The organism is Flavobacterium sp. C4GT6 (assembly GCF_036347315.1).
In the GTDB taxonomy this organism is placed as follows: Bacteria; Bacteroidota; Bacteroidia; order Flavobacteriales; family Flavobacteriaceae; genus Flavobacterium.
On sequence record NZ_JAZGZU010000001.1, the window covers coordinates 341,980 to 355,703 of the forward strand.

General features: G+C 35.3%; 11 protein-coding genes and 1 pseudogene. 3 read left to right on the forward strand and 9 right to left on the reverse strand.

Features of this window, described 5'->3' with window-relative positions; all coding sequences use genetic code 11:
* The first annotated feature begins 15 nt into the window (after positions 1–15).
* A complete protein-coding gene (locus V3Z67_RS01590) occupies positions 16–501 on the forward strand; it encodes a DNA-deoxyinosine glycosylase (RefSeq protein WP_330441667.1) in 486 nt (161 codons plus the stop codon).
* A 391-nt stretch (positions 502–892) separates the two neighbouring features.
* On the opposite strand, the gene V3Z67_RS01595 is transcribed toward V3Z67_RS01590, so the two are convergent.
* The 3 genes from V3Z67_RS01595 to V3Z67_RS01605 all read right to left on the reverse strand — a co-directional run bounded on the left by V3Z67_RS01595 (position 893) and on the right by V3Z67_RS01605 (position 5,644).
* Entirely contained in the window at positions 893–2,641 is a 1,749-nt protein-coding gene (locus V3Z67_RS01595; protein WP_330441668.1) for an ABC transporter ATP-binding protein, read from the reverse strand.
* Entirely contained in the window at positions 2,638–3,387 is a 750-nt protein-coding gene (truA, locus tag V3Z67_RS01600) for a tRNA pseudouridine(38-40) synthase TruA (protein ID WP_330441669.1), read from the reverse strand. The genes V3Z67_RS01595 and truA overlap by 4 nt, the downstream gene beginning before the upstream one ends.
* A gap of 721 nt (positions 3,388–4,108) precedes the next feature.
* Entirely contained in the window at positions 4,109–5,644 is a 1,536-nt protein-coding gene (locus V3Z67_RS01605) for a YifB family Mg chelatase-like AAA ATPase (protein ID WP_330441670.1), read from the reverse strand.
* A 243-nt stretch (positions 5,645–5,887) separates the two neighbouring features.
* Here V3Z67_RS01605 and V3Z67_RS01610 point away from each other — a divergent pair, with 243 nt between their 5' ends.
* Positions 5,888–7,264: an FAD-dependent oxidoreductase gene (locus V3Z67_RS01610; protein ID WP_330441671.1), complete on the forward strand. Its 1,377-nt coding sequence runs from the start codon at positions 5,888–5,890 to the stop codon at positions 7,262–7,264.
* Between the two features lie 30 nt (positions 7,265–7,294).
* On the opposite strand, the pseudogene V3Z67_RS17445 reads toward V3Z67_RS01610, so the two are convergent.
* The 4 genes and pseudogenes from V3Z67_RS17445 to V3Z67_RS01630 all read right to left on the reverse strand — a co-directional run.
* A pseudogene (locus tag V3Z67_RS17445) lies at positions 7,295–7,720 on the reverse strand (transposase); the annotation flags it as partial.
* A gap of 387 nt (positions 7,721–8,107) precedes the next feature.
* Positions 8,108–8,302, reverse strand: a complete 195-nt coding sequence (locus V3Z67_RS01620) for a hypothetical protein (protein ID WP_330441673.1) — start codon at positions 8,300–8,302, stop codon at positions 8,108–8,110.
* 120 nt (positions 8,303–8,422) lie between these two features.
* Positions 8,423–8,836 carry a thiol-disulfide oxidoreductase DCC family protein gene (locus V3Z67_RS01625; RefSeq protein WP_330441674.1) on the reverse strand — a complete coding sequence of 138 codons (414 nt, stop codon included), beginning with the start codon at positions 8,834–8,836 and terminating at the stop codon, positions 8,423–8,425.
* 1 nt (position 8,837) lies between these two features.
* Entirely contained in the window at positions 8,838–11,009 is a 2,172-nt protein-coding gene (locus V3Z67_RS01630) for an endonuclease MutS2 (protein ID WP_330441675.1), read from the reverse strand.
* Positions 11,010–11,131: 122 nt separating this feature from the next.
* On the opposite strand from V3Z67_RS01630, the gene V3Z67_RS01635 reads away from it, so the two are divergent.
* On the forward strand, positions 11,132–11,797 hold the full coding sequence (locus V3Z67_RS01635; protein ID WP_330441676.1) for a uracil-DNA glycosylase: 666 nt from the start codon (positions 11,132–11,134) through the stop codon (positions 11,795–11,797).
* Here the strand turns inward: V3Z67_RS01635 and V3Z67_RS01640 are convergent, their stop codons facing one another.
* Complete coding sequence (locus V3Z67_RS01640) at positions 11,798–12,730, reverse strand: transglutaminase domain-containing protein (protein ID WP_330441677.1); 933 nt, start codon at positions 12,728–12,730, stop codon at positions 11,798–11,800.
* Between the two features lie 25 nt (positions 12,731–12,755).
* On the reverse strand, positions 12,756–13,601 hold the full coding sequence (locus tag V3Z67_RS01645; RefSeq protein ID WP_330441678.1) for a substrate-binding domain-containing protein: 846 nt from the start codon (positions 13,599–13,601) through the stop codon (positions 12,756–12,758).
* Positions 13,602–13,724 lie beyond the last annotated feature (123 nt).

The window sequence follows — 13,724 nt, forward strand, 5'->3', positions numbered from 1 at the left end:
TTTTATAATGATAATATGAAAAAAGCATTTCCGCCCTTAGTGCATAGTAAATGTACTATACTGATACTTGGTACCCTGCCGGGTGAGAAATCATTGGAATTGGGGGAATATTACGGTAATAAGGGAAATCAGTTTTGGAAACTGATGTATAACTTGCTTGGCGAAGATTTCTCTTTAGATTATGAAGACAGGAAATTACTTTTGGGAAAGTATAATATAGCCTTATGGGATGTGCTTGAGTTTTGCGAAAGGCAGGGGAGTCTTGACAGTAATATTAAAAATGAGATACCTAACAATTTTGATGATTTTTATAGTAATCATCCTAATATAAAGCATGTGTTTTTCTCCAGTAAAAATGCTGCGGCATATTATGATAAATATGTTGGGCGCAAAGACAATCTTAATTATGATGTGTTGCCTTCTCCAAGTGGGGCAAATGCTACTAAATCATTTACTGAGAAACTTGAGATATGGACAAAAAAAATTTTGCCACTGACTTAAAAAATCAATGGCAAAAAATTTTCTTCATGATGTCTTTGAATTGCTCACGAAGTAAAATACCTCCTTAACCGTCTTTGGCGGTAGCTTCTAACGCTTAACTCAATAAGGAGCTTTAGCCTGTTTTTTAAGTTAGTCCATTTCATAATACTGTGGGGTTGATTTTGATAGTAGCAAGTTCAGTATTTATTATTTAAATATTTCTAATTTTATATTAAATTTTTATTAAAAGTATTTGTTGATTAAAGATTTATTTTTTAAAATATTAACGACTGTATTCTTATATTATTGTGTTTTATTACAATAATACTTACGTAATTATTGGTTAAATGGTTTTATTTTTAAAAGCATATGTTAAAAAAGCTACCAATTAGTAGCTTTCATTAGTATTTTGTTAACTCTCAACAGCAAACTGAGAATAGTAGAGGTTTTTGTAATACCCTTCATCTTTATTGATGAGCTCGTAGTGTGAACCTGCTTCTACAATCTTACCTTTGTCCATTACAATAATTTTATCAGCATTAATAATGGTGGCAAGCCTGTGTGCAATTACGATAGATGTTCTTCCCTGTGTAATGGTGTCTGTAGCATTTTGAATAAGCTCTTCAGAATAAGTATCTATTGAAGATGTTGCCTCATCCAGTATCAATATACTTGGGTTACTTACATAAGCTCTTAAAAAGGCGATAAGCTGTCGCTGACCCGACGAAAGCATTACTCCGCGTTCTTTTACATTATAATCATAACCATTAGGTAATGACATAATAAAATCATGAACACCAATATTTTTTGCAGCGGTTATAACCTGTTCTCTTGTTATATTGGGATCATCCAGTGTAATATTATTAAAAATAGTATCTGCAAAAAGGAAAACATCCTGTAGTACTACAGCAATTTGTTTTCTAAGGCTCTCTAAGGTAAAGTCTTTAATGTTGGTGCCATCTATACATATTGTACCACTATCTATTTCGTAAAAACGGTTTAGCAGGTTTATAATGGTCGATTTACCGGCACCAGTAGCACCAACTATAGCAATGGTTTCTCCTTCTTTTACATCAAGGTTAATTCCTTTAATTACTTCTTCATCCTCAATGTAACTGAAACGAACGTCTTTAAAGTTTAGGTTTCCTTTAAAGTGAGTAGCTATAAGAGTACCTGCGTCCTGTATTTTCATTTCTGAGTCCAGTAATTCCAATACCCTGTCGGAAGCGATTATACCCATTTGTAGCTCATTAAACTTATCAGCAATTTGTCTTAGTGGGTTAAACAGCATACTTATAAACATGGTGTAAGCAAACAAATCACCAAATGTGGTTATGTTGTCTCCGTTAAGAATGTTTAAACCTCCGTACCATATAATGATACCTAATGTGATAGACGAAATAATATCGGCAATAGGGAAGAAGATGGAGTTGTATAAAATGTTTTTTAACCAGGCTTTATTATGCTTTCTGTTTATGTCCTTAAACTTTTCGTACTCAATTTTCTCACGATTAAAAAGCTGAACGATTTTCATACCTGTAAGTCTTTCCTGTACAAAGGTGTTAAGATTTGATATTTGAGCACGAACCTCCTCAAATGCCGCCTTCATTTTGATTTGGAAAATTCGGGTAGCGTAAAGTAAAACCGGCATTGCCAATAGTACTATAAAGGTAAGCTTCCAGTTCATGTAGAACATAAAGCCCAGTATAACAATCATTTTAAGGAGGTCACTGATTATCATGAACAGCCCCTGACTGAAAATTCTGGCGATAGATTCGATATCAAAAACGGTACGGGTAACCAGTTTACCTACGGGTTCGTTGTCAAAAAACTTCATTTTGAAACGTGAAATCTGACTGAAAAGTTTCTCACGAATATCCTTAACGATATCCTGTCCCAGCCAGTTTGCCCAGTAAACAAAGTAAAACTGTGAGGTTACCTCAAGCATTAAAACAATGCCCATTGCAATAATGTAATACAGCAGGCCTGTTTCATCTTTGGGGCTTATATATTCGTCTACCGTTCTTTTTAAAAGGTATGGTCTAAGGGCAGCAAAAAGCGATAGCGATATGGCAAAAAAGATAACAGCATTATAGCGACCCCTGTAAGGTTTGGTAAACTTTAGTACTTTTTTTAGTGATGTGGATTTTATTGCTTTCATATTATTTCTTGATCGATGTACGGATAAGCTACCTTTGTTAGGTACAATCCATGTGCGGGAACCGAGAAGCCAGCTTTATTCCTGTCACGACTCTCTATAATTTCCCTAAATTCCTGTAAGGTTAGTTTGCCCTGTCCCACATTTACCAATGTGCCTACAATTGCCCTTACCATATTTCTTAAAAATCTGTCGGCAGCAACTGTAAATACCAGTTTGGTATCATTTTGTTGCCAGTTGGCTTCCATCATTACGCAGTTAAATGTTTTGACATCAGTATGCGTTTTGGAGAAGCATTTAAAATCTTTATACTCAAAAAGGATTTTGGCAGCCTCGTTCATTTTATCTATATCCAGTTTGTGGAAATAATACCAACTGGCTTCGTTATCAAAGGCATCCTTATAGGTATGTATATGATATTCGTAGGTACGGCTGGTAGCATCAAAACGGGCATGCGCATCGTCATGTAGTGGTATTATCCTGTAAACCACTATATCTTTTGGTAAAAATGCGTTGAGTTTTTTTGTCCAGAAGCTACTGTCCAGTTCCTTATCAAAATCAAAATGGGCATACATTTGTTTTGCATGCACACCTGTATCTGTACGGCCGGCCCCTGTAACATCTATAGGTTGTTTTAGCAGGGTAGAGAGGGCTTTATTTAATACTTCCTGTACCGATATACTGTGTGGCTGATACTGCCACCCGTGATAGTTTTTTCCGTTATAAGCAAATTCAATAAAATACCTCAAAACCTGTAGCTAATTTTTTATGCAAAGATACTATTTTTTGGGTATTGACGGCGTAAAGTTACAGACAGGCAAAGTAACAAATTATATGTTTTAACAGTGTTAAATGTGAATTATCTTTTTGAAATGATGATAAAACAGTATAAGATTATAAATTGTTGATAACGTTGTTTAAAACTAGTCAAAAATATTTAAATTGTAAATAATATTTATTTAATTTTATACTAACACATATGGTTAATATTTGATTACAACTATGTAATCTTGATACTTGATTAGGATGATGCTAATTGACAGTTAAACACAGTAAAGGAGATTTCAAGAAAGTCTTGAATATCCAAACCAATTTTTTCAGATTTAATCTGGAAGTATCAGAAGGTAAATTGAAGATTTTAAAGCGAATTTTCAATGGGATTGTTGCAATTTTAAGGTTCATTTTTATTGTAAATCATAGCGTTACTGTTAAAGAGATACTTATATTTATAAACCTGTTAAAAGCAATAAATTCTATTTTTAAATAAAAACTCAGGTAAACTTTAAAAGCCTAATAATACTGAGATAGGCTTGTCTCTCTCAGTATTATTAGGCAATTTATCAAAGAAGCCAAATGTTATAATATATAATTGGATCAAATATTTGTCCAATATTAAATTCAATATTTAAGCGTATAGTTTATATTGCGCCTTTTTATTATCAACCGTTACTACTTAAATCTAAAATTTATTTACCCCAACCATCCTTCACGGTCAAGGCTTCTATATTGAATAGCTTCTGATATGTGTTGTGGTTCAACATTCGTTGAACCTTCCAGGTCGGCAATGGTACGTGATACTTTTAAAATCCTGTCGTAGGCACGAGCTGAAAGATTAAGCCTTTCCATAGCTGTTTTTAAAAGTTGTAACGAAATTTCGTCAAGGTCGCAGTACTCTCGTATCTGTTTGGTATTCATCTGTGCATTATAGTGTATGTTTTCCAGATGTGCAAAACGATTTGTTTGTATCTCTCTGGCTTCCATAACTCTTTTCCTTATATCTGTACTGCTTTCAGCTTTTTGTTTGTCTGAAAGTTTCTCAAAAGGTACAGGAGTAACTTCGATGTGAATATCAATCCTATCTAATAGCGGCCCCGATATTTTACTCATATAACGCTGCATTTCATGTGGTGACGAACTTACCGGAGCGTCAGGGTCATTGAAATATCCACCCGGACTGGGATTCATACTGGCTACCAGCATAAATGATGAAGGGTAGGTAATGGTGAATCGCGCACGGGAAATGGTAACCTCTCTGTCTTCTAATGGCTGACGCATAACCTCGAGTACGGTTCGTTTAAACTCGGGTAGCTCGTCTAAAAATAGTACGCCGTTATGTGCCAGTGAAATTTCACCCGGTTGCGGGAAAGTTCCGCCTCCTACGAGTGCAACAACAGAGATTGTATGATGCGGATTTCTAAACGGACGTTGGTTCATCAGTCCCACATCTTTTATTTTTCCTGCAACACTATGAATTTTTGTGGTTTCAAGTGCTTCCTTAAGTGTCATAGGTGGTAGTATGCTTGGCAGTCGTTTGGCAAGCATGGTTTTACCTGCTCCAGGCGGACCTATGAGTATAATGTTATGCCCGCCTGCTGCTGCAATTTCCATACAACGTTTTATACTTTCCTGTCCCTTTACATCGGCAAAATCAAATTCAGGGAAATCAAGTGTTTTATAAAATTCTTCGCGGGTATTGATTACAGTAGGTTGTAAAGTGCCTTTTCCGCTAAAAAAGTCGATAATTTCGGTAACGTTTTCTATTCCGTATACATCCAGTCCGCTAACAATAGCAGCTTCCTTTACGTTTTGTTTAGGCAGGAAAAAACCTTTAAAACCTTCTTCCTTTGCCTTAATAGCAATAGGGAGTACACCTTTAATAGGCTGTAAGCTTCCGTCTAGCGAGAGCTCACCCATTATAATATACTTATCAACTTCTTCAGATGGGATTTGTCCTGAAGCCGCAAGTATACCTACTGCAAGAGTAAGATCGTAAGCAGATCCTTCCTTTCTTAAATCGGCCGGAGCCATATTAATGGTAATCTTTTTACCGGGTAACTGATAGCTATTATTTTTTAAAGCAGCAGCAATACGGTAGCTACTTTCTTTAACGGCATTATCGGGCAATCCTACAAGGTGATATCCTATTCCTTTATCAATATTAACCTCTACGGTTATGGTTGTGGCTTCAACACCAAATACGGCGCTTCCAAATACTTTTATGAGCATGTTATTAACTTAAATGGCTTATAATTAATTTTTTTATGTTTTGTGGTAACAAAGGTATTGCGGTAATTAGACACGTAGGAAATGAGTCATCATAGAGAGGTAAAAAACAAAAGTTTTTCATGTATTGGTAAGGTTGAGTTTTAAGTGCTTAAAAATAGGAAAAAAATATATGTGTAAGTTAATTAAGTCCTTTAAAACTATTTTTCTTCCTACCTTTAATAGCAACTTGCTAATAATGTAAAAATGATGAATAATAAACTGGTAGTGATAGGTGGAGATGCAGCCGGAATGTCGGCAGCATCAAAAGTAAGGAGAGAACAACCCGACAGGGAAATAATTGTTTTTGAAAAATCGGATTATACTTCTTATTCTGCCTGTGGAATACCCTATTTTATTTCTGAAAAGGTAAAAACTTATCAGGAGCTTATAGTGCGTGATCCTGAGACTTTCAGGAGCAAATATCATATAGATGTACGAACGCAACATTTGGTACTATCGGTCGATACTGATAACAAAAAAATTAAAGTACTGAATAAGGAAACCGGAGATGAGTTTTGGGAAAGCTATGACCAGTTAATGATAGCTACAGGAGGTAAAGCATTTTGTCCTGATGTGGCAGGATATGATTCTGAAAACGTATTTGGTGTTACCACACTTAAAAGCGGAATTAACATTGAGCGTTATATCGAAGAAAAAAAGCCTCAAAGAGCAGTTATAGTGGGCGGAGGATACATAGGTCTTGAAATGGCTGAATCTCTTTTGGAACGTGGGATTAAAGTATCATTAATTAACCGATCTGAACAGGTTATGAATACGCTTGATCCCGATATGGGTGCTTTGGTATCAGAAGCTTTAAGAGGGCTGGGTGTTGAGTTATTTTTAGGTGAAGCGCTAACCGGATTTGATGTTAAAGAAGGTAAGGTAACTGCCGTGATAACTGATAAGCAAAGTATTCCTGCTGATATTGTGATACTTGGTATGGGATCTCGTCCTAATACTGATTTTCTTGAAGGTAGTAAAATACAATTGGGAGCCCGTGGAGCAATAAAAGTAGATAGTCAGTTACGTACTAATATTCCTGATGTATGGGCAGCGGGTGACTGCACCGAATCGTTACACTTAGTAAGTAAAGAACATGTTTATATAGCACTTGGTACCATAGCTAATAAAACCGGACTGGTAGCGGGTAGTAGTATAGCGGGTGAAAAAACAGTTTTCCCCGGTGTGGTAGGTACTGCCGTATGTAAAATATGTAGTTATGAGGTTGCCCGAACCGGGCTGCTTGAAAAGCAATTACAAAAGCTTAATATCGATTATGTTAAGGCTAGTATTGAAAGTCGTACGAGAGCGCATTATTACCCCAATTCCAAAAAGATTGTGGTTAAATTACTCGCGGAAAAGAACAGTGGACGACTATTAGGCGGACAGATAATAGGTGAGGAGGGAGCCGCCAAACGTATAGATGTTTTGGCTACTGCCTTAACACATAATCTTACCCTGCAAAATATTATTGATTTGGATCTTTCTTATGCACCTCCGTTTTCCCCGGTTTGGGATCCTGTGCAAACAGCAGCAAGAAAACTTATAAGTAGTATATTGACTAGTCCTAAAATAGGTTGACAGGTTTTACAATAAAATCATATTAACCAGTCAGTATTTACTGACTGGTTTTTTATGTATAAAGTTAGGTGTTTTCATTGATAAGCTCAAGTGTGGTCTTCTGTTATTATATGTCTTTATTGATGTTTCTATAAGCTTTTCTAATGTTTCTTACATTTATATATTAAGAATTCATTATTTAAAATACTATTTATTCTTTCTGCCAAGGCATTTTGATAACAATCATACCCATCTGTCATTGATGGTGTTATGTTGTTATTCTTCAATACGTCTTGATAAACTTTTGAACAGTACTGTAATCCTCTGTCTGAATGATTTATAAGTGGCAGTTCTGATTTTCGATCTCTAATAGCCATCTTTAAAGCTTTGATAACATTTTCACTACTCATAATCATCACTAAGATTATGACCTACTATTTTTCTGCTATATGCATCAGTTGCTAACGATAAATAATGTGTTAAAAGATTTTACATAAGTGATATCACTAACATAAACTTTTTCAGGACCTTCAATCCTACTATCCTTTAAAAGGTTCTCATGTTTGTGAAATCAATGTTTTGAGAAAGTTGTTTTTAGTATAACTTTTCTTTGGCTTAACCAGCAATCCTTCTTTTCGTAAATAATTAAATAAGGCATCTCGGCCTATCTTATATCACCCTTGGAAAGTTCCTGATAAAGCAGGTAATATAGTTTGCAGATTCCAATACGTGGCATTTCTAATCTTAAAGCTACAACCATAGCTTTTACCTGAAGCAATTCAGTTTCTCTAAAACAGATTCTTCTTTGTTCCTGATATAAAGCTTGTCTGCTTATCCCAAACAATCGGCAACTTCTGGACAGACTTATTCCTGCTCTTTCTCTGAGCAGGAAGATGGTTTGGGAGAAAACTTTTTTCTGATTTGAGTTCCATATTGATTATCTGATATATCAATCATTTCATTAAGAATCTTATTTCTAAGCTTCTCATCAGCCAGTTCTTTTTCAAGCCTTTTGATAATCTGAGCTGGTGTTTCTTTGGATTTATATATAAATAACACATTTTGTTTACTCTAGTCTAAGTTACCATATTTTCTGAGCCAAAGCAAAACTGTACTTCTACCCAGGATGCCGTAAACACAATAATCCTTTAATTTAAAATTTGTTTTAGCTAATATAGACTATAAAAATTTTGCCTTCATTTCAGGAGTAGGAATCATACACTCATCTTTTTTTCCATACCATTTATATCTGTTTTTAGCAATGTAGTCGTAAACAGAGTTTGATAGTGATTTAGGTAAAATGCTAAATACTTTCATTAAAGTATATATTCCTCCTAAAGCTGATGCTATTTTTATTGCTGCTTCTGCTTTATAATAATAAGCTATGCTTGGTTCGTATAATATTATAGAGTCTGTTTTAGAACGGTCTACGCCAATATGCTTTATAATTTGTTCTCCCAGTTCAGATTGTAGTGCGACAAATCGGAATATATCTTTTTTGTCACGCTTAATAATAAACTGAACGGTAGAGTCACATAAATTACATACCCCGTCAAACAATATTATCTTTTTATTTACAGGTAAATTTTCCACTTTACTTCTTTTTAATGGCTTCGACAAGCTCTAAAGAATCAAGATCAACTTTAGAGGTGAAAATGCCGTAATTTACGGTAGCTTTGTTTTTTTCAATACTATCAAGAGTACCTACAGCTTTACCGTCAATCATTCTAACTCTGTCACCAATTCGTATGATAGCTTTTGGCTTGATTACAGATTGTTCTTTTATTTTTTTCTCTTTCTTTTCTTTGCGTATTTCTTCTACCTTTTCTTTTACTTCGGCAACTACCTTTTTCTGTACAACTTCTTTGGCTTTCTTTTCCTTAACCGTAAGTTTTTTACGTTTGGAGTTTTCAATCTCTACCATTTTAAGAAATTCGCCTATTAGCTCTTTCTTGTTTTTGTTATTGAAGTATTTCTCACTAATGTCATCCAGTTTTTGCCCCATATAAATAAGGCGCTGATTAGAGTCATACAGTTCCTGGTAACTTTCCAGCTTCTGCTGAATTTTACTATTTATACTCTCCATTTTCTTGCTTTCCTCTCGTGCTTTTCCTTCTTCTTCTTTAAGGGTTTGTGAGGTTTTTTCAAGTTTGGAGCGTTCCTTTTGGAGGTTAGCTATTGTTTTATCAAAACGAACTTTTCCTTTTTCAATTTTCTTTTTAGCTCTGTTTATAAGCCCAAAAGGTATGCCGTTTTTCTGAGCTACCTCAAAGGTAAACGAACTACCTGCCTGTCCTAGTATAAGTTTGTACATAGGTTCAAGTGACTTTTCGTCAAAAAGCATGTTAGCATTTGTAGCAAAAGGCAATTCGTTAGCCAGCATTTTAAGATTGGTATAGTGAGTGGTAATAATACCAAAGGCTTCACGGTTGTAAAATTCTTCAAGGAAAGTTTCTGCCAATGCACCACCAAGCTCAGGGTCTGATCCTGTACCAAACTCATCAATAAGGAAAAGTGTTTTGTCGTTGCATTTCCTTAAAAAGTAATTCATGTTTTTAAGACGGTAGCTATAAGTACTTAGATGATTCTCGATAGACTGGTTATCTCCAATATCTGTAAGTATTCTATCAAAAAGGAAAGTTTCACTACGCTCATGTACAGGGATTAGTAAACCACATTGCAACATTAGTTGTAACAAACCTATTGTTTTAAGTGTAATACTTTTACCACCGGCATTTGGTCCTGATATAACTATAATCCTATTATCAGGTGTAAGCTCTATGGTTTGCGGATAGGTTTCCTTCTTTTTCTGTTTGTTGTTAAGATAAAGAATAGGATGGAAGGCTTCCCTGAAAAACATTCTTTTTTCGGAAGTAATTTTGGGTAACAATCCATTGATTCTTCGGGCATATTTAGCTTTACCGGAAACCACATCTATATCGGTTAAAAACTCCTGATACTCCTGCAATAGCGGAATAAAAGGGCGTATAATATCACTTAACTGTTTTAAAATACGTTTTATTTCCTCTTTCTCCTCATATTCATAATTGTTCAGTTCACGAGAATATCTTAAGGTAGCTTCAGGTTCTATATAAGTAATACTACCTGTTTTAGAGCTACCCATAATTGTACCTTTCACTTTACGCCTGTACATTGCCAAAACAGCAAGTACTCTGCGGTTTTCAACAACACTTTCCTTAATATCGTCAAGGTAACCTAAGCCGTTATACTGACTTAATGCCATAGCGAAACTTTGGTTAATTTTTGTTTTAACCACATTCATTTCCTTGCGTATAACCTCAAGCTCAGGAGATGCATTGTCTTTAATTTCTCCGTACTTGTCAATAACCTTATCAACACTCTTTACAATTTCCTTAGTGTATTCAACATCGAGAGCTCTTTTATATAGTGAAGGATAGTATTCCTCAAATTTCTCAAGGAATTTAATAAGGGTATTTGCAGTGTCCGATATATTTGAAATTTTCCTGAAAGCAGGAGCTTCAAGATAACTGTCCTCAATCGAAAGAAATTTTATTTCATTTGTGATAGATTCAAATCCGTGGTTGGGTAGTGCATTATTATTGTCAAAAGACGAAACATACTCAGAGGTCTGTTTTAAAGCCAGCATAAGCTCCGTGTCATTTTTAAAGGGAGCAATATTCATGGCTTTTTCCTTACCGTTTTCTGTAGTACAGCTGGCAGCAACAGTCTCAAGTATAGTATTAAATTCTAAATCTTTAAGGGTTTTATCTGTAATGGTAATCATTTTTATTCTTCAGCAAATTTTATACAAAAATACTACATATTTACGCTATTTATACAACTTTAAAAAGCTTTATAGAGCCTTTTATCTGTAATGGTTATATTTGTGAAAAATCCAAACTAATAATGCAGGTTAAAATACATCCTTCATGGAATGAGGTTTTGTCAGATGAATTTGAAAAACCTTACTTCAATTCCTTAATAGATTTTGTAAAACAGGAATATACCCAAGCTACATGTTACCCCAAAGGCAGTCAGATATTTTCGGCATTTGATCATTGTACCTTTGATAAGGTAGAAGTGGTTATTATAGGTCAGGATCCATACCACGGCCCCGGACAGGCAAATGGGTTGTGTTTTTCGGTAAGCGACGGTATCCCAATGCCTCCGTCATTAATCAATATTTTTAAGGAGATTGAAGCCGATTTAGGTAAACCTTTCCCACAAACAGGAAACCTGGAACGTTGGGCTGACCAAGGTGTATTGTTACTTAACGCAGTTTTGACTGTAAGACAGAGTGAAGCCGGAAGCCACCAAGGTAAAGGTTGGGAAGCGTTTACCGATGCTGTTATTCAAAAAATATCAGATGAAAAGAAAGATGTTGTTTTTCTACTTTGGGGCGGATTTGCCAAAAAGAAAGGTGCACGTATTGACAGACAAAGGCATTTGGTACTTGAAACAGGACACCCGTCACCCTTGAGTGCTAACAGAGGGCTTTGGTTTGGTAATAAACACTTTAGTAAAACCAATGAATTTTTAAAGGAAAAGGGTAAAAAGGAGATTAACTGGTAATTATTCAAGAGTCAATGCTCCCAGTATCTCTTCCGACATAAAAGGACCACCGGGATACATTGCCGTATAGTCTAAATTAAGCCATATCTGGCCACGTTCGTCTATATGGTAATGTATTTCCTTGCCACGACTTTCATTTACAAATAATACTTCTTTTATAAGGTAATTGGCCGTTTCTAAATCGGCTTTGTTACCTACAAGCATTTCAGGATATAAATGCCCGCCCGTATGGATTAGGCGTGGAGTGCCTCCAATAGCTCTTATACAGGCCGCCATTAGTATGGCGTGATCATCACAATCTCCCGAAAAATGCTGTAAAGACTCTGATGCATAAGCTATATATTCACGCCCTTTTGGGTCGTTTACATAATTCCATTTATTTCGTATTTCCTTAAATACTGCAAAGCACTGTATTAAGAGCCTGTCTTTCCTATTACTTTTTACTTCATTAAAGTATTTTCTGGTGGCTGAAAGTGCAAAATTCCTAACCTTAGGATTATTGAAGTCTATTGCATCAAGCGTTTTAGATTTATTAGGGAAGGGTAGTAGCTTAGATACAATAACATCCTGCGGATTCGGGCTGTCTGCCATTGCATATACCATGGCTCTGTAATCTTCAAAAACAGCATTAAAACCATATTTCCCGAAAATAGAGCCGTATACAAGAGCAATAAGGTAAAAGAATATGCAAACAATAAGGACTGTTTTTAAAAGTCTTAAAATAAGTTGTATAACAATTACCAAAACAACAAATATTAAAACCCTGTCCAAGTGCAAGGGCCAGTTAGGGTCAATAAGGTTTTGGTGTAGTATTATAAAAAGTGGAATGGCAATAAGTACATTCAGTACAAAAATGATAATAGAATCCCATGGCTTCTTTATCTGAAGCTTACTTTTAAATTTTTTAATGGATTCAGAATTTATTTTTGCCATTTCTCTTTTAACAAAACGCCAGGTTTTATCTGGTTACTGCTTCAAACGATGTTTTGTTCTCAATGATATTAAGGCGTACCAGCTGATCCTGTACTTTATCAAACGTAGTTTTATCGAGTTTCGTTTGTGACCATTTGGTTAGTTTTAACCACTCTCTTATGTCTTCAACTTTTTGGTTGTATTTATCAGATAAAACAACATCAATGTTTTCAATTTCCTTAAAACCTGTAGTTTTATTATTGATTATCTCAAGAATCGTACCTATGGCATCTGGATTGTTTTGTAAAACTTCATTTCTTACAGCTATTACAAAACACGGCCATGGAGTAGGGCAGTCGCCTACACGCCTGAAAATACCGTTGTCTACTAAAGGCTTTGTCATAAATCGTTCCCACATAAAGTAATCGGCTTTTCCATCAGTCAAAGCATCAATAGCACCATCTATGGTATTTACGATTTCAAAATCAAGTTTTGAAGTGTCCCATCCCTGATTTTCGGCATTTACAAAAGCCATTAAATGAGAACCAGATCCATAGCGGCTTATGGCTACTTTTCCCTGTTTAATATCGTTTATGTCGTGATAAGCAGAACCTGCAGCTACATGTATTCCCCATATAAGTGGAGAATCAACATAAACCTGAACAATTTTTGAATCGTTCCCGGCAACAATATCCTTAATGATACCTTCCGTTAAAATAACGGCAATATCTGTATCGCCATTGCGAAGCATTTGGCAAAGCTTACCGGTACCTTCGGGTACATCAGTCCATTGTAAATCAATATTGTGATTAGCGAATTCGTTACTCTGGATGCATAAATGCCAGGGTAGGTTAAAGTGTTCCGGTACACCTGCTATTTTCAATGTGGTCATTATTACTTTTATTAAAAAGATAAAGGTAATAATAGAATAATATGCCTCAAAACTTTTACAGGCATAAAAAATCCCTAAAATGCATAAAGCCTCTCAGGGATACTGAAACAAATTACAATATTT